The following is a 21137-nucleotide window of genomic DNA, read 5'->3' as shown; positions in this document are numbered from 1 at the left end:
GTGGAAAAACTGTATGGAAACTGTATGGGTAATTGCGCCTAGCATGCAAGCCTTGTGATGGTTTTGCTACGAGGTGTCTGCATGAATCTGCCGCTGGATTTGTCGTCTTCCAACCATTGGTTGCCGCTGGTGATGTTTATTGTGGTGAGCTCCATCACGCCGGGGCCGAACAATGTGATGCTCACGGCCTCTGGTGCCAACTTTGGCTACCAGCGCAGCGTGCCGCATATGCTGGGGATTTCAGTGGGTACATCGGTGCAGCTGCTGATGGTAGGCGCAGGGCTGGGGGCTGTGTTTACGCAGCAGCCCCAGCTCTATACCGCAGTGCAGTGGCTGGGGGCGGCCTACCTGATCTGGCTGGCATGGAAGATTGCAAGCGCTGGCCGCATGCAGACCCAGGGCGGCAGAGTTCAGCCTTTGAACTTCTGGCAGGCGGCAGCCTTTCAGTGGGTGAACCCCAAGGCATGGCTGATGAGTATTGGTGTGGTGGCAGCCTATACCTCGCCACAGGCGTACTGGCCCAGCCTGTTGCTGAGTGCACTGCTGATGCCGCTGGTGAACTACCCCTGCATCAGCGTATGGACACTGTTTGGCAGCGCGATTGGCCGCTGGCTGCAGTCGCGCCGGGCGTTGCGCATCTTCAATGCTGCGATGGCCGCTTTGCTGCTGCTGTCACTGTGGCCCATGCTGGCAGTGAAGATATAAAAATTTAATAAAAATGGCTGCTAATGCCCGAAAAATAAGCGCTGACAGCTATTAATTTTTAAGTCTCAGCAGCCTGCTGCTGGAAGGCAGCCATACCCTGCAGGCAAAACCGCAGAAAGCGATTGGCAGCTGGTGAAAGCTGGCGGCCTGTGCGCGTGATGAGCTGCATCTGCGCATGGGCAAAGGCGGGGTTGTCGATAGGCACGGCGCGCACCAGGCCCTGTGCCAGTTCGGTGGTGACGGCGCACTGGGGCAGCAGGGTGATGCCCTGGCCGCTGCCGACAAAGTGCAGCAGTACGCTGATCAGGTTGCTGGTCAGCGCAGGGCTCAGCCGCAGCTGGTCGGTCTGCTCTGCATATTCCACCAGCTGGCGAATGCCGTACACGCCCTGCAGCAGGGCAACGGGCCATTGCTGCAGCTCGTGCAGCGAGGTCATGGGCTGGCTGGCCAGTGGGTGGTTGCTGGCGACGATGGCATGCATGGGCTGCAGCGCGCTGGCACGCACCTGCACCATGGGATCTGCCGGGGCGTAGTACACCAGTCCCAGCTCGGCCTGGTCTTCGCGCACGCGGCGCATGATTTCGTTGGTGCCATACACCTCCAGCGATACCGAGATGCCAGGGTGCTGTTGGCGAAACTGCTGCAGCGGCCCCTGCACCAGTTCCTGGGCAAAGCCTTCACCGCTGACCACGCTCACAGTGCCGGTGTGCAGGCCGCGCAGGGCTTCAATCTTGGCCAGCATGTCGTGCTGGTGGGCCAGATGCTGGCGGTAGTAGTCCAGCAGCAGCAGCCCCGCTGCCGTGGGCACCACGCCGCTGCGGTGACGCTCGAGCAGCACCAGCCCCAGCTCTTCTTCCAGCAGTGCAATCTGGCGGCTGACGGCAGAAGGCACGATGCCCAGCTTTTCTGCAGCATGGCGCACGCTGCCAGAAGTTACAGCCTCATACAAATAGCGAGCACGGGAATCGTGAAAGGCGAGCATGTGCAGCAGAAAGTGATGACTTACGAGAGAACGGGGCAGCAACTGGTATTTTGTTCTAATTTTCAGAACGCAAAACTAATAAAGTGCAATCTATGCGCAGATATAGTCATTGACAGTGGTCCGTGTGCATAACCAGCGTAGTTGTGGGTGCGGCCGAACGGTTTGTTCAATATCAGCGCGTGGGACTGCGCAGGCAGCAGCGCAAAAGGAAAATCGATGACTTCCAACGTTCCAAAGGCCGCTTCGGCCCAGCCCGGCATCAGCGCCGGCAGCGTCATGCAGGTGTTTGCACTGGCACTGGTGATTGCCGCTTTGTCCGAGTGGCTGGGGCCACTGCCCATTGAGCTGGGTGTAGGCAAGGTGGTGTTGCTACCCATGATCTGGGCGCTGCTGATTGGCCTGATTCTGGGCCTGCTCGCCAAGCGCATGCCCAAGCCCGTGAGCCTGGGGCTGCACAGCCAGCACCTGGCGGCAGCTGTGCTGTCGTGCGCACTGTTCCTGTTCATTGCCAAGCTGGGCCTGATGGTAGGTGGCTCGCTGCCGCAGCTGGCCAAGGTGGGCTGGGGCCTGGCGCTGCAGGAGCTGGGCAACCTGATTGGCTGCGTGCTGCTGGGTATGCCAGTGGCGCTGCTGCTGGGCATCAAGCGCGAAGCCATTGGTGCAACGTTCTCGATTGGCCGTGAGCCCGGTCTGGCCATTGTGGGTGAGCGCTTTGGTATGGACTCGCCCGAAGGCCGCGGCGTGCTGGCGGAATACATCACTGGCACTTTGATTGGCGCCATCTTTATCTCGCTGCTGGCGGGCTTTGTGGCCAGCCTGGGCATTTTCCACCCCATCGCGCTGGGCATGGGCGCGGGCGTGGGCTCGGGCAGCATGACGGCGGCGGCGGTGGGAGCCATCTCTGCGCAATACCCAGAGCGTGCGAATGACATTGCGACTTTTGCTGCTGCGGCCAACCTGATCGCCACCACGCTGGGTACGTATCTGACGCTGTTTATCTCCCTGCCTCTGGCCGTACGTGCCTATCGTTTCCTGGAGCCTATTCTGGGCCGCAATCGCAAGGCAGTGGCGGTGCAGGAGGCGGCACCTGCTGCGCATGAAGTGGTGCATGTGCCTGCGCTGAACCTGGGCATGCGTCTGCTGGCATGGGTGTATGTGGGTTTCCTGGTGCTGGTGGGCAACCAGATCGGCTACGGCATCCCCATGCTGGATGCGCTGCCTGGCATCGCACTCATCGTTGCTGTGGTACTGGTGGGTGATCTGATCTATATGGGTACTGGCCGCAAGCTGCCTGCGGTGTGCTGGATTTCTTTTGTGGCCATGGCGCTGACTTTCCCTGCCGTGCCTTATGCGGCAGAGGTGGCAGCGATTACCAGCAAGGTGAGCTTCCTGGCCATGATTACGCCCATGCTGACTTTTGCGGGTCTGTCGCTGGCCAAGGACATTCCCGCCTTCCGCCGCCTGGGCTGGCGCATTGTGGTGGTCTCGCTGATGGCCAATGCCGGTGTCTTCCTGGCGGCTGCGGTGATCGCACAGTTCTTTGTGAGCAATATGTAAGGCGGTCATCACCACCGATGTGATCTATGCCTCGTCAGTACATCCCGATGTGCTGCGAGGCATTTTGTTTGGGGCTGCGCTGGCATTGCTGCAAGCGTATATTGCTATCAACTTTGATTTTTTGAACAAGAGGAATCTGTCATGAACACCATCAAGTGGCCCGGTCAGCAAACGCTGCAGGCATGGAGGCATGACTTTCACCGCCATCCCGAAACCGCCTACCAGGAGCACCGCACCAGCCAGCGTGTGACTGAGCTGCTGCAAAGCTTTGGCCTGGAAGTACACACGGGACTGGCTGGCACGGGCGTGGTGGCTGTGCTGCGCGGCAAGCGTGGCGATGGCCCATCGATTGGCCTGCGCGCAGACATGGATGCCCTGCATGTGCAGGAGCTCAACAACTGCGAGCACAAGTCTGTCAACGAAGGCCGCATGCACGCCTGCGGCCACGACGGTCACACCACCATGCTGCTGGGCGCAGCGCAGGCCCTGGCCTCCAACCCTGACTTTGCGGGTACGGTGCATTTCATCTTCCAGCCTGCCGAAGAAAACGAGGGCGGTGCACGCACCATGATTGAGCAGGGCCTGTTTGAGCGCTTCCCCATGGATGCGGTCTACAGCATGCACAACTGGCCCGGCCTGCCCGTGGGCACAGCAGCCGTGCACAGCACCGCCGTGATGGCAGCCTTTGACATTTTTGACCTGACACTGACGGGCAAGGGCTGTCATGCCGCCATGCCGCATCTGGGCAAAGATGCATTGCTGGCCGCCTGCCAGCTGGTGACGCAGTTGCCCGCACTGATTGCCCGTGAGCAGGAAGTGCACAAGCCTGCCGTGCTGAGTGTGACCAGCTTTAACGCAGGCGATACCTACAACGTCATGCCCGAAGTCATCAAGCTGCGCGGCACCGTGCGCTGCTTTGACATGGAGCAGCGCGCCCGGATTGAGCAGCGCTTCCGTGATGCCATTGCCGCTACCTGCACCCTGCATGGTCTGGAGGCACAGCTGGACTACCGCGTGAGCTACCCCGCCACCATCAACCACCCCGAGCATGCTGACATCTGCGCCGAGGTACTGACCCAGGTGCTGGGCGAAGGCAATGTGCGCCGCGATCTGAAGCCCAGCATGGCCTCGGAAGACTTTTCCTTCATGTCGCAGACCCGCCCCGGTGTCTATATCTGGATGGGCAATGGTGAAGACAGTGCCTCGCTGCACAACCCGAAGTACGACTTCAACGACAACGTATTGCCCAAGGGCGTGCAGTATTTTGTGGAGCTGGTCTACGCATTGCTGCGTGACGGCAAGCTGCCCAAGGCGGGCTGAGTCGCAGACAGCATCTGCTAATCACGAAAAAGCGCTTCCTGGTGAAGCGCTTTTTTTATAGCTGCCAGCGCTTGCTGCATAAGCGCTAGAGGCCAATTTGGCTTATTTTTTTTCGTACATAGAGCCAGCGGTGCAAAGGCTCGGTGAGCAGCAGCACGGCAATCAGGCGCGTGACCTGAAACGATGTGACCACGGGCACGGACAGCGCAAAAATCTTGGCAGTGATGGACATTTCCACAATGCCACCCGGTGCAGTGGCCAGCAGCAGCGAGGTGTAGTCCAGATCTATGCATTGCCACAGCAGCCAGGCAAACCCGGCACACAGCGCGATCAGCCCCAGCGTCAGCAGCGTAATGCTCAAAGCCCAGCGCGGCGCGCTCTTCAGAAACTGGCGGTTAAAGCGCACACCAAGACTGATGCCGATGACCAGCTGTGCAGCGTTGCTCAGGCCTGGTGGCAGGGCGGAAAGCTGCAGATCACACAAAGCCATGATGACGGAAGCTGCGAACGGCCCCAGAAACCATGGGTTGGGTTGCCTGAGCCACTGAAACACCGCCACGCCAGCCGCAGTGAGCAGCGCAAACAGCGCAAAGCCTGCAGGCTGAAAGCTCAGTGCCAGTGGTGCGCTAGGGAGGCTGGCGGCGGGAACTTCACGCTCAATCAGGGCCACGAGAAAAGGCACGCACAGTGTGACCAGCATCAACCGCAGGCTGTGGCTGGCGGCGACCAGATCGGTTCTGGCCTGGCTGCGCTCCGCCAGGATGGACATTTCCGAGGCAGCCCCAATCACCCCCGAAAAGTAGGCGGTGGAGTGCAATTGCTCCGGGCTGTGGAAGCCGTCGTTACCACGGTTGCACCACGCAATGAACCGGGCACTGAACAAGCCCAGCCCCAGCGAAAACATCACGGCCAGTCCCACGGCCCACCACAGCTGGGCCAGCAGCCCCAGGATCTCCGACGAAAAATACATGCCCAGTGCAGAGCCCATGGCCCATTGGGCCAGGTTGCGCATGCGGTTCAGGCTGAGCACGGGCAGCTGCATGACGGACAGCACGCCCGTCACCAGCAACGGGCCGGTCAGCCAGGGCAGTGGCACATGCCACCACACAAACAGCTGGGCTGCCGCAAAGGCAATGAGCAGGGTGAGCAGATAGGCAGGAAGAGGGCGCAGGGGCAAACGCATGTTGTAAAACTTCGGTCTATTCAGATTGCTTTGCACATGATGTGCCATGAATGCTTGATGCTGACACGCTTTTCACTTTTCATAGCAAAAAAAGGCGTAAAATCTAAGGCTTGTCGGAGCGTAGCGCAGCCTGGTAGCGCATCTGCTTTGGGAGCAGAGGGTCGCGAGTTCGAATCCCGCCGCTCCGACCAAAAGATTCAAGGACTTAGCTGAGAGATCGGCTAAGTCCTTTTGTCTTTTCTGGGCTGAGGGGTAAACAAGAAATTAGCTACTTGCGCCTTCGAGGTGCGCCTGCCGACATCGCACTGCAGATCCGCGCTAGGCTGACAAACCTGTCGGGCAGTTCTGCTGCAAAAACGAGGAGTGCTGGAGTGGTACACGTGCGGCAAGTTTTCTGGAGTAGAAAGCAAAAAACCTCTGTAAATCAAAGATCTACAGAGGTTTTGTGTTCTGGCGGAAGGGGCGTCCGCCATTGATGCCCCATTCTTCGGGCCCCTAAAAAGTAAAAAATAACTGACAAATTTTCAGCGCTATATAGCATTTTGTCCATCGAGCTATATGTGCGGTGGTAGATTGGCGCTCTTTTGACTTTTTAACATAGGTCAAGTGACAAAAGCTTGAGGGCTTTTGTTTGAATTCCCTCGTCTTGCGAGCCGTTCTCATCGAGCAGCTCTATTGCTTGCCATTGGCATTCCCTCAACATTCGACGTGGCCCGTGAGGCTCGGCAATGTGTGAGCAATCGTCAAGGTCGAGGCCTTTGAGTTCGGGCTGTTCCCCCGACTCAACAGGTAGCATTCCTCATGCACTGCTGCCTGTAAACCTAACGCCCTCCATGGTCATGGGAGCGCGGTTTCTGAAAACTACTCACGATGATGAATCACGGCAGAAGAAGATTCTTTAAGCTGTGCGGCGCTGCTGCTGCTAGCGCCACTGCTGCGTCCTTGGGCTTTGCCCCCTCTGTTGCGCAAGCCACTCTCCCCCGCCAGTACAAACTACTGCGCGCCAAAGAAACACGCAATAACTGCACCTACTGTTCAGTGGGTTGCGGCATGCTGATGTACAGCTTGGGTGATGGTGCCAAAAACGCCAAGTCCAAGATCTTCCACATCGAAGGTGACCCAGACCACCCAGTAAGCCGTGGTTCTCTGTGCCCCAAGGGTGCGGGCGCATTGGATTACATTCATTCCGAACAGCGCCTGAAGTACCCCGAAGTGCGCGAAGCTGGGACCAATGAATGGAAGCGCATCAGTTGGGAGGAAGCGAACGAGCGCATCGCTCGCTTGCTCAAGGACGACCGAGACGCCAACTTCATCGAGAAAAATGACAAAGGCGAAACGGTCAATCGCTGGCTCTCTACTGGCATGTTGGCTTCTTCTGCAGCATCCAATGAAACCGGCATCTTAGACTTCCGCTTTGCCCGTGCCTTGGGCATGGTAGGTTTCGACTGCCAAGCCCGTCTGTGCCATGGTCCTACCGTGGCGGCCCTCGCCCCTTCGTTTGGCCGTGGTGCTATGACCAACCACTGGGTGGACATCAAGAACGCCAATGTGATCTTGGTCATGGGCGGCAACCCCGCTGAAGCCCACCCGGTGGGATTCAAGTGGGCGATTGAAGCCAAGATCCACAACAAAGCCCACCTGATGGTGGTGGACCCACGCTTCAACCGCACGGCGGCTGTTGCTGACTTCTACGCCCCCATTCGCGCTGGCGCAGACGCTGCATTTTTGATGGGCATCGTCAACTATTTACTGCAAAACGACAAAATCCAGCACGAATACGTCAAAGCTTACACCAATGCAAGTCTGATCGTGCGGGAGGACTACAACTTTGAAGAAGGCTTGTTTAGCGGTTACGACGAAGACAAAAAAATCTACGATAAGTCCAGTTGGACCTACGAGCGAGATGCTGAAGGCCATGCCCTGCAAGACGATACGCTGCAAAATCCCCGCTGTGTGCTGAACTTGCTGAAAAAGCATGTGGAGCGCTACACCCCCGAGATGGTGAACACCATCACAGGCACCAAGGTGGAAGACTTCCTGCACGTGTGCGAGCAACTGGCCAGCACCTGCGTGCCTAACCGCACCGCCACCTTCCTGTACGCCCTGGGCTGGACGCACCACACTGCTGGCGCTCAGATCATTCGCGGTGCAGCCATGATCCAGTTGCTGCTGGGTAACATTGGCATGGCTGGCGGCGGCGTGAATGCGCTACGCGGACACTCAAATATTCAGGGCTATACCGACCTTGGCTTGCTATCCACACGCCTGCCTGGCTACATGGATCTACCCAAAGATGCACAGCAAACCCTAGAAGGCTATCTGAGCGATATCACACCCAAAGCGGATGTGGCAGGCCAAGTGAACTTCTGGGAAAACACGCCCAAGTTCTTTGTCAGCCTGATGAAGGACCTGTACGGCGAGCACGCCACCAAAGACAACAACTGGGGCTTCGACTGGCTGCCCAAGTGGGACCGCAGTTACGACATGCTGGCATACTTTGACCTGATGTACCGCGGCAAGGTCAACGGCTACATCGCCCAGGGCTTCAACCCCGTGGCGGCCATGCCCGACTCCACCAAGGTGCGCGATGCACTAGCTAAACTGAAGTTCTTGGTCGTCATCGACCCACTACAAACAGAAACTTCGACTTTCTGGAAGAACCACGGCGAATTCAACGACGTGGACCCAGCCCAGATCCAAACGACGGTGTTCCGTCTGCCCTCGTCGTGCTTTGCCGAGGAAAACGGCGCCATTGTCAACTCAAGCCGCTGGCTGCAGTGGCACTGGGCTGCGCAAGAGCCCCCATTTGAAGCACGCCATGATGGCCGCATTCTGGGTGGCATCTTCATGAAACTGCGTGAGCTGTACGCCAAGGAAGGTGGAACATGCCCCGAGCCGCTAATGAATATGCGCTGGGAATACCACAACCCAGAAGATCCACACCCCGAAGAAGTCGCCAAGGAAGCCAACGGTTATGCGCTGGCCGACCTGTATGACGACAGCGGCAAGCTGATCGCCAAGAAGGGGCAACTGCTTTCTGACTTCGGCATGTTGCGTGACGACGGCACCACCGCCAGCTACTGCTGGATTTTTGCCGGCTCATGGACCGAAGCAGGGAACCAGATGGCCCGTCGCGACAACACAGACACAGGTCACGGCAATACTCCCGGCTGGGCTTGGGCCTGGCCGGCCAACCGCCGTGTGCTCTACAACCGTGCCTCGGCTGACCCAGCGGGTAACCCTTGGGACCCGAAGCGCCAAATACTGCACTGGGATGGAAAGAAATGGGGCGGCGCTGATGTACCCGACTACCCAGTCACAGCAGCCCCCAATAGTGGCGTCAATCCCTTCATCATGCTTCCCGAAGGTGTGGGACGTTTGTTCTCTGCCAAGGGTATGAACGATGGTCCTTTCCCCGAACACTATGAACCGACGGAAAGTCCCATCGCCGCAAACCCATTGCACGCAAAGGTCAGTAAGAGCCCCGTGGCTCGTGTGTTCGCTGATGACGCTGCACGCATGGGGACACGCGAGCAGTTCCCCTATGTCGCGACCACCTACTCGATCACCGAGATGTTCCGCCACTGGACCAAGCACTCGCGTCTGAATGCGATTGTTCAGCCCGAACAGTTCATTGAGTTATCCGAAAAACTGGCTCAGAAAAAAGGTATTAAGGCCGGCGATGTCATTCGTGTCTCTAGCAAACGTGGCCATATCAAGGGTAAAGCAGTTGTTACCAAACGCGTGATGACGTTGCAAGTTGATGGCCAGGAGATTGAACAGATCGGTATTCCCTGCCACTGGGGCTACGAAGGCACCACACGCAAGGGCTATCTGGCAAATACGCTGAGCCCTGGTATTGGCGATGCCAATGCCCAGACTCCCGAGTTCAAGGCCTTCTTGGTCAACATCGAAAAGGCATAAGGCACGCCATGACCATGCAATCCCAAGATATCGTGCGGCGCTCGGCCACCAACGGTTTCACACCGGCTGCCCATGCCCGCGACCATAAGGCCGAAGTGGCTAAACTTATCGACGTCAGCATCTGTATTGGCTGTAAAGCCTGCCAAGTCGCTTGTAGCGAATGGAATGATCTGCGCGATGACGTTGGTGAGAACTTCGGCGTTTATGACAACCCACGCGATCTTTCACCCCAAACTTGGACCTTGATGCGCTTTGATGAGCACGTCAATGAGCAAGGCAAAATGGAATGGCTGATCCGCAAAGACGGTTGTATGCACTGTGAGGATCCTGGCTGTCTGAAAGCATGCCCGCAACCTGGTGCGATCGTGCAATATGCTAACGGCATTGTTGATTTCCAGTCCGAGCACTGTATTGGCTGCGGCTACTGTGTGGCCGGTTGTCCGTTTGATGTACCACGCATCAGCGAAAAGGACAACAAAGCCTACAAATGCACCTTGTGTTCTGACCGTGTCGCTGTGGGGCAGGAGCCGGCTTGCGTAAAAACCTGTCCGACTGGTGCGATTTCGTTCGGCACGAAAGACGACATGCTGATCAAGGCAGAAGGTCGTGTGGACGAGATGAAATCCCGTGGGGGGCAAAACGCTGGGGTTTACGACCCAGCAGGTGTGGGTGGCACTCATGTGATCTACGTGCTGCAACACGCTAATCAACCCGAGCTCTACCACAAGCTGCCTAATGAGCCCAAGATCAGCAGTGTGGTTGAAGGCTGGAAGGGCTGGTTCAAGCCACTGGCAGCACTTGGCTTTGTGACTGCGTTGGCAGGCGCTGCCGCTCACTACATCACTACAGGCCCCAATGAAGTCGACGATGACGATATCGAGGGCGATCACACATCCACGTCGAAGGGAGAAAAGGCATGAAAAAAGACCGCATGATTTTGCGTACACCCTTGCCTGAACGTTTGTGTCACTGGGCCATGGTGGTGTGCTTCTTTCTGGTTGCCATGTCGGGGCTCTCTTGGGTATTTCCCAGCTTGAACTGGCTAAATGGCGTCTTCGGCACGCCACAGATGGCGCGAGTCTTACACCCCTTCTTTGGCATCGGGGTGTTCTTGGCACTGGTGTATTTATTTATCCGTTTTGTGAAATACAACTTGTTCGTCAAGGAAGATCGTATCTGGGCAGACAACATTAAGTCTGTAGTCGCAGGTGATCACAGCAAGCCACTGCGTATCGGTAAGTACAACGCCGGCCAAAAATTCCTATTTTGGGGAATCATGTTGCTGATTAGCGTGCTGCTGATTAGCGGTCTGGTCATCTGGCGTGCCTACTTTGCTCACCTGTTTCCCATTCCTGTATTGCGCGTTGCTTTGCTGCTGCATGCGGTAGCGGGTGTCGGCCTGATGTTGCTGATCATAGGCCACATCTATCTGGCGCTCTGGGTCAAGGGCTCTATCCGTGGAATGGTCACGGGCTACGTCAGCCATGCTTGGGCACGTGCCCACCACGATCGTTGGTACCAAGAAATTGCCAGCAAAAGCTCCAAGGAAAAAACAAAGGTTAAAGGAACACAATGAGCATCCAAGTCGTTCCTGAAGCAGAGCGATCGCCGGGCGTGGGGGAAATTGCATCCTTGCAGCGTCCTGCGGCCAAGCTTCCTTACACACAGCGCTCCAGTCGTTTGCAAGCGCTAGCTGAGGGCCATGCGATGGCGGACTATCTGCTATGGGCTGCGGACCTCGTTAGCGCGCAGCAGACCACAGCACAAGCTCTACCTTTGCCAGAGGCAGAAAGCCTATATCTTGGCACTGTTTTGCAGCATAGTAAGAAAGCACCATTGCATTCAGCGCAATGGAAACGATCTGTTCATTGGCAAACACTGCTAGATCAGTTTCTCGTGCAGTTGACCGAGCAACCGCGGATGCATACCAGTGCTGTACAAAAAGCACTGCAAAGTCTGCAGTCTGCAGACGCTGAACAGCGTGAAATGTGGGCAGATGCGCTGCTCACCGCACTGCGTGGCGAGGAGCTAAGTGATGCTGGAGCTTTGCCGGAACCTGGTATTGCACAACTGCTGTGGTGTGCGTTGTCCATGTATTGGCGTCAGCTAAGTAGCCAATTGCCAGCGTCTGGCCAGGCGGAAATAGGAGACCTTAATCATCTCTGCCCCGTGTGCGGTCATGTTCCTACTGGTAGCTTAATACAAGGCGGCGCGCAAGCTGGTCTGCGCTATCTGCAATGCAGTTTGTGTGAATGCCAATGGCATGTGGTTCGCGCCACTTGTACGAACTGCGATAGCACTGGTGCCTTGGACTACTGGTGCCTAGAAAGTGAAAAAGCGCCAATCAAGGCAGAGAGCTGCAACGGCTGCAACACCTACCTGAAGGCCTTTTACCAGCAACTGGATCACCAGCTTGAGCTCGTTGCCGACGATTTGGGGAGCCTTGCACTCGATGCGGAAATGGAAGAAAAGGGGCTGGCACGTAGCGGAGTGAATCCCTTAATGCTGCCCGCACTCGATGTCCCAGGCTAGAGGGTACAGACTCTTCCATGTACCTTAGCTCTCGGCGAAGGTGCTAAAAGCCCATCTGTAGATTGATTTGCAGATGGGCTTTTTCGTTAGCCGTAATTTCATCGAACTGATGTTGCCCCTGCTTTGTGGAGCTCTTAGCTCCCTGCTTACGCGGCCTTTTTACACGGCCTTTTTACGCTGTGCTTCGTACCAGCGTTTCTCGTATTGCATGGGGCTGAGGTAGCCCAAGCTCGAATGCAATCTACGGTGATTGTAGAAGGCCATCCAGTTCATGATGACCTGCCTTGTTTGCTCCCGGGTAGCGAAGCGCTGTCCATGCACACAAGCGTTCTTCAATCGTCCCCAGAAGCTTTCAATGGGGGAGTTGTGATCGCATCAGCAATTGGCTGAAGCTGCTTGGCTAGGTAGTGCTGGCACTGAGCACTTCCAACAGCTCTGCCCCATTTCTGGCCATTACGTACTGAATCCCGCCCCCGCTCTGGTACTACTGTGCCCCTGCATACGCTGGTTGTATTCATCGGCAATGCGCGCAGCGCTGACTTGCGACGGCACATTCTTGACGTACTCATCCAAATGAGTTCCTTAGGCGCCTGCGGTAGATGAGTAGATCATCTTTGTGACCAGCAAGGGGCTTGCACGTACTCAGCCAAAAACTCTTTGTATGGCTCGCCTTTGAAGAACCGTGCGAGCAGGCCATCCTGAAACTGCCGCGCCAGCAACGCCCCATCACTGCACGCAATCTCGCAGTACGGAAAGAACATCAGTCCGCATGCGTATTTGAACCGGAATGCTCAGGCTTGGTTTTTTGCTCTAGATTGATCCAATCCAGCAGCAACAAATCAAACGATCCATGGCATACCAAATGGCATACCGATTCAAAGCAAAAAAAAGCCAAAGTGAATCAATCACTTTGGCTGATGTCTTGGCGGAAGGGGCGGGATTCGAACCCGCGGTAGGCTATTAACCTACACACGCTTTCCAGGCGTGCGACTTAAACCACTCATCCACCCTTCCGGGGTGTAACTCAAGCATTTCTAAAATGCTGAAGTTCAAATTTACTTTTTGCTCTTGATTTTGATTTTGAAACTGTAAGCCTAGCTTCTTTGAGCGTGTGTTGATACTTTGGCCAGGATTTGTGAAAAACAAAAGGACTTGTGTATTTGGACAAGTCCTTTGCTTGAAGAATCCTGGTAGGCGCGATTGGATTCGAACCAACGACCCCCACCATGTCAAGGTGGTGCTCTAACCAACTGAGCTACGCGCCTGTTTCGTCAACAGGAAGAACTATAGCAGGGTTTTCAGGCCTCAAAAGGGAAAACTGCCAAATCGTTCAAAAAAACAGGGCTCAAAAGCCCTGTAAAGAAGTAGCAAGAAGTAGCGATGGGAACAAATGCTCAGCAGTACCCGGAGCCCAACATCTGGTGCATCACCAGAGCTTCCACCAAGGCTTCTTTTGGGTGTCCTGGGCCTGAGTGCTTTCGGCGCTGCTGCCAAAGCTGCTTTCGCGCACGCGCTTGGCATCGTCACGCAGGTCGGCCATGCCCAGCTTGTCGTAGGAGTTGATCAGAATATCCAGGGCTTCCTTGGATGCGGGAACGCCGTCATAGTCCGTCAGCGCGGTCTGGGCGCGTGCAATGGCTGCCACATAGGCACCACGCTGGTAGTAGTAGCGTGCAACGTGCACTTCATACTGGGCCAGCGAGTTGACGATGTAAGTCATGCGCTGGCGTGCATCAGGGGCGTAGCGCGAGTTGGGAAAGCGTGTGACCAGTTCCTTGAAGGATTCGTAGGAGTCCTTGGCGGCTTTCTGGTCGCGCTCGGACAGGTCCTGGCGTGACAGCCACGAGAACAGTCCCAGGTTGTCATTGAAGTTCACCAGGCCCTTGAGGTAGAGGGCGTAGTCCAGGGCAGGGCTGGAGGGGTGCAGGCGGATGAAGCGATCCAGTGTTGCCAGTGCCTGCTCACGCTCGCCACCCTTGTACTGGGCATAGGCTTTTTCAATTTGTGCCTGCTGTGCCAGTGGTGTGCCTGCGGCGCGGCCTTCGAGCTTTTCAAACAGAGGCACTGCCTTGTCGTAGCCGCCTGCTTCTGCCTCGTCACGCGCTTCGGTGTAGATGCGCTCTGGAGTCCAGTTTGCAGTGGGATCATCTTTGGTGGACGAGCACCCGGCCAGAAATGCCGCAGTCAAAACAACAGCAAAAACAGGTCGTGAAAAACGCGGCATGGCGAACAGCTTTCGGACTGAGGTTGTCATAAGGTTCCAGAAGGATCAGACGCGCTCTCAAAGCCAAGAGCACTCTGCAGTGGTCTTGCATTGTATAGGTCCGTGGCGCGTTCCCGTAAGTACCTCAGGTGACTGTATGCACGCAGCGCCAGCCTCAGTCTGGTGAGGACATGCAATGAATTGGGCGTGCGGTGTGCGCGGTGTTTCTACAATGCTTGGATGTTTGTTCACTTGCGCTTGCACACCGAGTTTTCCGTCATTGATGGAACGTGTCGTATCAATGATGTCATCAGCGCGGCTGCCGCTGATGGCCAGCCAGCACTGGCGCTCACCGACCTGAACAATATGTTCGGGGCCCTGAAGTTCTACAAGGCAGGGCGGGGTAAGGGCGTGAAGCCCTTGCTGGGGGCTGAGCTGAATATGGAAGCCTGGGGCGGAGACGTCGCAGGCCGTGTATTGCTGCTGGTGCAAAGTCATCAGGGCTTTTTGAATCTGTCCGAAATTCTGGCGCGTGGGTGGACAAGCAATGTGCCCAAGGGGCAGGCACAGCCCTTGTTCAAATGGGAATGGCTGCGTGAGCTGGGTGAAGGCCTGCTGCTGCTGTCTGGTGCCAATGCAGGCCCGATAGGGCAGTTGCTGCTGCGCGGCGATAGCCAGGGTGCAGCAGATGCGGCCTTGCAGCTGGCCAGCACATTCCCCCACCGCTTTTATCTGGAGCTGCAGCGTGCAGGGCGGCCAGATGATGAGCGTCTGGTGATACAGACGGTGCAGCTGGCAGCACGCATGAACTTGCCTGTGGTGGCAACGCACCCCATCCAGTTTGTCAAGCCTAGCGACTTTGAAGCGCACGAAACGCGAGTGTGTATTGCCGAAGGTGAAGTGCTGGCCAACCCCAAGCGGGTGCGACGCTTCACGCAGGAGCAGTATTTCAAGAGCAGTGCGCAGATGGAGGCCTTGTTTGCCGATATTCCTTCTGCCATTGAGAACACGCTGGAAATTGCGCGTCGCTGCAGCGTCCAGCTCAAGCTGGGTACGTACTACCTGCCTGAATTCCCCATTCCCGAGGGGATGACAGAGCAGCAGTATTTCCGCCATGCCTCGTATGAGGGGCTGGAACACCGTCTGGCCTTGCTGTTCCCGGATGTGGCAGAGCGCAACCGCAAGCGGCCAGAGTATGTGGAGCGGCTGGAGTTTGAGCTGGGCATCATCTTGAAGATGGGCTTTCCGGGCTACTTCCTGATCGTGGCGGACTTTATTAACTGGGCCAAGAACAATGGCTGCCCTGTGGGGCCAGGCCGTGGCTCTGGTGCAGGTTCGCTGGTGGCCTATGTGCTCAAGATTACGGATCTGGACCCGCTCTACTACAACCTGCTGTTCGAACGCTTTCTGAACCCAGAGCGTGTGTCCATGCCTGACTTTGACGTGGACTTCTGTCAGGCCAACCGTGACCGCGTGATTGACTATGTGAAGGAGCGCTACGGCCGCAATGCCGTGAGCCAGATTGCCACCTTCGGCACCATGGCGGCACGGGCGGTGATTCGTGACGTGGGCCGTGTGCTGGACCTGAGCTACAACTTCTGTGACGGCATCTCCAAGCTCATTCCCAACAAGCCGGGCCTGCACGTCACGCTGAAGTACCCGCCCAACCCCAAGAAAGAGGGCGACAAGTACACCTACGCGATTGAGGCGGAGCCTATTCTGGCGCAGCGCATTGAGCAGGAAGAAGACGTCAAGCTGCTCATCGAGATGGCGCAAAAGCTCGAGGGCCTCACGCGCAACATCGGCATGCACGCGGGTGGTGTGGTGATTGCCCCGGGCAAGATCACGGACTTTTGCCCCATGTACCAGCAGCCGGGCAGCGAATCGGCAGTGGCCATGTTCGACAAGGACGACGTGGAGCAGATTGGTCTGGTGAAGTTCGACTTCTTGGGGCTTGCCACGCTGACCATCCTGGAAATTGCGCGCGAATTCATCATGAAGCGCCACAAAGGCCAGGAGAACTTCCGCTTTGAAGAAATTCCGCTGGATGACTACCCGACCTACAAGCTCTTCCAGGAGGGCAAGACCGAGGCCGTGTTCCAGTTTGAATCGCGCGGCATGCAGGGCATGCTGCGGGACGCCAAGCCTTCGCGCCTGGAAGATCTGATTGCCCTGAACGCCTTGTACCGTCCGGGGCCTATGGACCTGATTCCTTCTTTCGTGGCCCGTAAGCACGGGCGCGAAGAGATTGAATATCCACACCCTCTGGTGGAAAAGGTGCTGGCAGAGACCTACGGCATCATGGTCTACCAGGAGCAGGTGATGCAGACCGCCCAGGTGCTGGGTGGCTACTCGCTCGGTGGCGCTGACTTGCTGCGCCGTGCCATGGGCAAGAAAAAGGTCGAGGAGATGGTCAAGCACCGCGCCATCTTCCGTGAGGGTGCGGCCAAGCAGGGCATCAGCCAGGAAAAGGCCGATGAGGTCTTTGACCTGATGGAAAAGTTCGCGGGCTACGGCTTTAACAAGTCGCACGCGGCTGCTTACTCGCTGCTGGCTTATCACACGGCGTGGCTGAAGGTGCACTACACGGCAGAGTTCTACTGCGGGAACATGACCGTGGAAATGGACAACACCGACAAGCTCAAGGTGCTCTTTGAAGATGCCATCAAGATGGGTATGAGCTTTGAGCTGCCGGATGTCAATCGCGGTGTCTACCGCTTTGAGCCGGTGACAGACAAGGTCATCCGCTACGGGCTGGGTGCGGTCAAGGGCACCGGTCAGCAGGCGATTGAGGCCATCATCGCTGCCCGTGAAGGGCAGGGCGTGGGGCCGGACGGGCATGTCAAGGGGCCCTTCAAGAGCCTGTTTGACTTCTGCTCGCGCGTAGACCGCAGCAAGATCAACAAGCGCACCGTGGAAGCGCTGATCAAGGCTGGCGCTTTTGACAGCATTCACCTGGACCGTGCTGCGCTGGCCGCGTCGATTGACACGGCCTTTGAATATGGCAATGCCCAGATCGTCAATGCCAATCAGGGCGGCCTGTTCGACATGATGGGTGATGATGCTCAAGGCTCCAGCAGCCAGGAGCCACCCCTGGCCAATGTGCTGCCATGGACCGTCAAGGAGCGCCTGACGCAGGAAAAGCAGGCGATTGGCTTCTACATCTCGGGCCACCTGTTTGATGAGGTGGAGCACGAAGTGCGCCAGTTCATCCGCACGCCGCTGAGTGAACTGGGTGACAGCCGTGAGCCACAGCTGGTGGCGGGCATTGTGAGCGACCTGCGCGTCATCAACGGTCAGCGCGGCAAGCTGTGCCTGTTCAAGCTCGATGACAAGAGCACCGTGCTCGAAGCATCGATTGATGAAGCCACCTTGCTGGCCAACAGCGATCTGCTCAAGGATGACGAATTTGTCGTGCTCAGCGCCAGAGCGCAGCACGACCACTTCAGCGGTGGCCTGCGTCTGAAAGCGCAGAAAGTCTTCAGCCTGGCCGATGCACGCTGCCTGTTTGCACGCTATCTGCAGATTGACGCCAAGCAGCAGTTGCCTCACGTACAGCGCATTCTGCGTGAGTTCCCGGCCAAGGTGGTGTCGGATGCCGAAGGCGATGTAGTGCGCGGCCTGCGCGTTCGCATGGAGGTTCGCTGCCAAAGCGGCGAAGATGCGGCATTGGTTGAGCTGGACCTGGGCGAGCACAACCGCTTCTACCCCAGTGATGCGGCACTCGCTGCCTGGCGCGCAGAAACTGGCAGCACAGCCTGTCAGCTGGTCTGGCGCAATAGCTGAAAATACGAAGTGTTGGATGCCTGTCACCCGGGCGTCCTACATGATGTTTCTTGAAACTGCCCTTTTCGATCCCACCTCGCAGTATGAAAAATGACAGAGGGACGATCACTAGAATGAAATTCATGGCTACCCCCCAATCACCTATTCGTCCATCATTGCCCGAGCAAGCTCCTCATGAAGAAGATGGCAACCAGGTCGTCCTGGAGCGCCAGGTTCACAAGCTGGCTCCGCCGCCGATGTACCAGGTGGTCATGCTCAATGACGATTTCACCCCCATGGAGTTTGTGATCGTGGTCCTGCAAGAATATTTCGGTAAAGATAGGGAACAGGCTACCCAGATCATGCTCGAAATCCATCTGGACGGGCGCGGCGTATGCGGCGTCTATTCACGAGATATTGCGACGACCAAGGTAGAGCAGGTCTTGCAGGCCGCCCAGCAGGCAGGACACCCCCTGCAGGCAGTATGTGAGCCTATTGAATAAATGGTGTTCGCCCCGACCTATCACATCAGTCTTATTAACCGCAAGCACAAAGGAGTTCGTACATGATTGCCCAAGAACTGGAAGTCAGCTTGCACATGGCTTTTGTCGAGGCGCGACAGCAGCGCCACGAGTTCATCACGGTGGAGCACCTGCTGCACGCCCTGCTGGACAACCCCAGCGCTTCTGATGTGCTGCGTGCCTGCTCCGCCAACATCGAAGATCTGCGTTCCTCGCTGAGCAACTTCATCCGGGACAACACCCCACAGGTGGCTGGTACGGAAGAGGTGGACACACAACCCACGCTGGGCTTTCAGCGTGTGATTCAGCGCGCCATCATGCATGTGCAGTCCACAGGCAATGGCAAGAAGGAAGTCACCGGCGCCAACGTGCTGGTCGCTATCTTTGGCGAGAAAGATTCCCACGCCGTGTACTACCTGCACCAGCAGGGTGTCACACGTCTGGACGTGGTCAACTACATCGCACACGGTATTCGCAAGAGCGATCCGCCAGAGGCTGGCAAGGCCGAGGCGCAGATGGACAGCGAAGAAGTGAGCATGGGTGGTGAGCGCAATGAAAAAGCCTCGCCGCTGGAGCAGTACACGCTCAACCTGAACCAGGCCGCCAAGGAAGGCAAGATCGATCCTCTGATCGGTCGCGACTACGAAGTCGAACGCACCATCCAGATCCTGTGCCGCCGCCGCAAGAACAACCCGCTGCTGGTGGGTGAAGCAGGCGTTGGTAAAACGGCCATTGCAGAAGGCCTGGCATGGCGCATCACCGAAGGCACGGTGCCTGAGGTGCTCAAGGACGCCGTGGTGTATTCGCTGGACATGGGTGCACTGCTGGCAGGCACCAAGTACCGCGGTGACTTTGAGCAGCGCCTCAAGGGCGTGCTCAAGACGCTCAAGGACAAGCCCAATGCCGTGCTGTTCATTGACGAAATTCACACCCTGATCGGTGCGGGTGCTGCGTCTGGCGGCACGCTCGATGCTTCCAACCTGATCAAGCCTGCGCTGTCCAGCGGTCAGCTCAAGTGCATCGGGGCGACCACATTCACGGAATACCGTGGCATCTTTGAAAAAGACGCTGCCCTGTCGCGCCGTTTCCAGAAAGTGGATGTGGTGGAGCCCACCGTGCCTGAGACCATTGAAATCCTCAAGGGTCTGAAGCCTCGCTTTGAAGAGCACCACAGCATCAGCTATTCCACAGAAGCGCTGGAAGCAGCAGCACAGCTGTCTGCCAAGTACATCAACGACCGTCACCTGCCTGACAAGGCCATTGACGTGATTGACGAAGCGGGCGCAGCCCAGCGCGTCAAGCCCGAGGCCGATCGCAAGGCAGTGGTGGGCCGCACCGAGATTGAGGAAATCGTTGCCAAGATGGCGCGCATTCCCCCTGCGAATGTCTCTAATGACGACCGCAGCAAGCTGCAAACCCTGGAGCGTGACCTCAAGAGCGTGGTTTTCGGTCAGGACAAGGCGCTGGAAGTGCTGGCCTCTGCCGTCAAGATGGCGCGCTCCGGCCTGGGCAAGCCTGACAAGCCGATTGGCTCCTTCCTGTTCAGCGGCCCTACAGGCGTGGGCAAGACCGAGGCAGCCAAGCAGCTGGCCTACATTCTGGGCGTGGACCTGATCCGCTTTGACATGTCTGAGTACATGGAGCGCCATGCGGTCAGCCGCCTGATTGGCGCGCCTCCCGGCTATGTGGGCTACGACCAGGGCGGTCTGCTGACCGAAGCTGTCACCAAGAAGCCGCACGCCGTGCTGCTGCTCGATGAAATCGAAAAAGCGCACCCAGACATCTTCAACGTGCTGCTGCAGGTCATGGACCACGGCACGCTGACGGATAACAACGGGCGCAAGGCCGACTTCCGTAACGTGATCATCATCATGACCACGAACGCGGGTGCCGAGACCATGCAAAAGTCTGTGATGGGCTTTACCACCCAGAAGCAGGCGGGCGACGAAATGGCAGACATCAAGCGCCTGTTCACGCCTGAGTTCCGCAACCGTCTGGATGCCATCGTCAGCTTCAAGCCGCTGGACGAGCAGATCATCCTGCGCGTGGTGGACAAGTTCCTGCTGCAGCTGGAGCAGCAGCTGGCCGAAAAGAAGGTGGAAGTCACCTTTACCGACAAGCTGCGCAAGCACCTGGCAGCCAAGGGCTTCGATCCCGCCATGGGCGCTCGCCCCATGCAGCGTCTGATTCAGGACACCATCCGCCGCTCACTGGCTGACGAACTGCTGTTTGGCCGTTTGGTCGATGGCGGTCGCCTCGAAGTGGACTGGAACCCCGATGCCAACGAAGGCAAGGGCGATGTGGTGCTGGACATCACGCCACTGCCAGAGGCAGCATCTGAGCCAGAACACACGGCAACGTCAGACTAAGCGCTTTGCTACGCCAACCGACAGCTCACCAGGCTGTCGGTTTTTTTATGGGCATGTGCGCCAAGCCATGTCGTAC

The 21137-nt window shown here is 57.2% G+C and carries 13 protein-coding genes, 3 tRNA genes and 1 pseudogene; 11 read left to right on the top strand and 6 right to left on the bottom strand.

The window, feature by feature from the left end:
• The first annotated feature begins 57 nt into the window (after positions 1–57).
• Positions 58–705, top strand: a complete 648-nt coding sequence (locus tag F7P80_RS05425) for a LysE family translocator (RefSeq protein WP_428840848.1) — start codon at positions 58–60, stop codon at positions 703–705.
• A gap of 58 nt (positions 706–763) precedes the next feature.
• Here the strand turns inward: F7P80_RS05425 and F7P80_RS05420 are convergent, their stop codons facing one another.
• The gene (locus tag F7P80_RS05420; protein ID WP_151043291.1) at positions 764–1687 is read right to left on the bottom strand and encodes a LysR family transcriptional regulator; all 924 of its coding nucleotides are present in this window, start codon (positions 1685–1687) and stop codon (positions 764–766) included.
• A 216-nt stretch (positions 1688–1903) separates the two neighbouring features.
• Here F7P80_RS05420 and F7P80_RS05415 point away from each other — a divergent pair, with 216 nt between their 5' ends.
• Both F7P80_RS05415 and F7P80_RS05410 read left to right on the top strand, forming a co-directional pair.
• On the top strand, positions 1904–3244 hold the full coding sequence (locus F7P80_RS05415; RefSeq protein WP_058880179.1) for a DUF3100 domain-containing protein: 1341 nt from the start codon (positions 1904–1906) through the stop codon (positions 3242–3244).
• A gap of 141 nt (positions 3245–3385) precedes the next feature.
• The gene (locus F7P80_RS05410) at positions 3386–4564 is read left to right on the top strand and encodes a M20 aminoacylase family protein (RefSeq protein ID WP_058880178.1); all 1179 of its coding nucleotides are present in this window, start codon (positions 3386–3388) and stop codon (positions 4562–4564) included.
• A gap of 85 nt (positions 4565–4649) precedes the next feature.
• On the opposite strand, the gene F7P80_RS05405 is transcribed toward F7P80_RS05410, so the two are convergent.
• On the bottom strand, positions 4650–5747 hold the full coding sequence (locus F7P80_RS05405; RefSeq protein ID WP_151043289.1) for an AbrB family transcriptional regulator: 1098 nt from the start codon (positions 5745–5747) through the stop codon (positions 4650–4652).
• A gap of 114 nt (positions 5748–5861) precedes the next feature.
• Here F7P80_RS05405 and F7P80_RS05400 point away from each other — a divergent pair.
• The 5 genes from F7P80_RS05400 (at position 5862) to fdhE (ending at position 12203) form a co-directional block, all read left to right on the top strand.
• A tRNA-Pro gene (locus tag F7P80_RS05400) sits at positions 5862–5938 on the top strand.
• A 679-nt stretch (positions 5939–6617) separates the two neighbouring features.
• Positions 6618–9671: a formate dehydrogenase-N subunit alpha gene (gene fdnG / locus F7P80_RS05395; protein ID WP_211371995.1), complete on the top strand. Its 3054-nt coding sequence runs from the start codon at positions 6618–6620 to the stop codon at positions 9669–9671.
• An 8-nt stretch (positions 9672–9679) separates the two neighbouring features.
• A complete protein-coding gene (gene fdxH / locus F7P80_RS05390; protein ID WP_151043287.1) occupies positions 9680–10591 on the top strand; it encodes a formate dehydrogenase subunit beta in 912 nt (303 codons plus the stop codon).
• Positions 10588–11247 carry a formate dehydrogenase subunit gamma gene (locus F7P80_RS05385; RefSeq protein ID WP_151043285.1) on the top strand — a complete coding sequence of 220 codons (660 nt, stop codon included), beginning with the start codon at positions 10588–10590 and terminating at the stop codon, positions 11245–11247. Before fdxH ends, F7P80_RS05385 begins: the two co-directional genes overlap by 4 nt.
• Positions 11244–12203 carry a formate dehydrogenase accessory protein FdhE gene (gene fdhE / locus F7P80_RS05380; protein ID WP_151043283.1) on the top strand — a complete coding sequence of 320 codons (960 nt, stop codon included), beginning with the start codon at positions 11244–11246 and terminating at the stop codon, positions 12201–12203. Before F7P80_RS05385 ends, fdhE begins: the two co-directional genes overlap by 4 nt.
• 159 nt (positions 12204–12362) lie before the next feature.
• Here fdhE and F7P80_RS05375 read toward each other — a convergent pair.
• The 4 genes and pseudogenes from F7P80_RS05375 to F7P80_RS05360 form a co-directional block, all read right to left on the bottom strand.
• Positions 12363–12578: pseudogene (locus tag F7P80_RS05375) on the bottom strand (IS3 family transposase); the annotation flags it as partial.
• A gap of 548 nt (positions 12579–13126) precedes the next feature.
• Positions 13127–13217: transfer RNA gene (locus F7P80_RS05370), tRNA-Ser, on the bottom strand.
• 174 nt (positions 13218–13391) lie between these two features.
• Positions 13392–13468: transfer RNA gene (locus F7P80_RS05365), tRNA-Val, on the bottom strand.
• 161 nt (positions 13469–13629) lie between these two features.
• Positions 13630–14427 carry an outer membrane protein assembly factor BamD gene (locus F7P80_RS05360; RefSeq protein ID WP_054066221.1) on the bottom strand — a complete coding sequence of 266 codons (798 nt, stop codon included), beginning with the start codon at positions 14425–14427 and terminating at the stop codon, positions 13630–13632.
• A gap of 219 nt (positions 14428–14646) precedes the next feature.
• On the opposite strand from F7P80_RS05360, the gene dnaE reads away from it, so the two are divergent.
• The 3 genes from dnaE to clpA all read left to right on the top strand — a co-directional run bounded on the left by dnaE (position 14647) and on the right by clpA (position 21061).
• Positions 14647–18192 carry a DNA polymerase III subunit alpha gene (dnaE, locus tag F7P80_RS05355; RefSeq protein WP_151043281.1) on the top strand — a complete coding sequence of 1182 codons (3546 nt, stop codon included), beginning with the start codon at positions 14647–14649 and terminating at the stop codon, positions 18190–18192.
• A gap of 122 nt (positions 18193–18314) precedes the next feature.
• Positions 18315–18674 (top strand): ATP-dependent Clp protease adapter ClpS, encoded by a 360-nt coding sequence (gene clpS, locus F7P80_RS05350; RefSeq protein WP_151043279.1) that lies wholly within the window; start codon positions 18315–18317, stop codon positions 18672–18674.
• Between the two features lie 62 nt (positions 18675–18736).
• A complete protein-coding gene (clpA, locus tag F7P80_RS05345) occupies positions 18737–21061 on the top strand; it encodes an ATP-dependent Clp protease ATP-binding subunit ClpA (RefSeq protein ID WP_151043277.1) in 2325 nt (774 codons plus the stop codon).
• Positions 21062–21137 lie beyond the last annotated feature (76 nt).

This window comes from Comamonas kerstersii, assembly GCF_008801935.1.
Taxonomy (GTDB): domain Bacteria; phylum Pseudomonadota; class Gammaproteobacteria; order Burkholderiales; family Burkholderiaceae_C; genus Comamonas; species Comamonas kerstersii.
The sequence above is the reverse complement of the archived record's forward strand: the minus strand, read 5'-3'. Positions and strand labels throughout refer to the sequence as shown.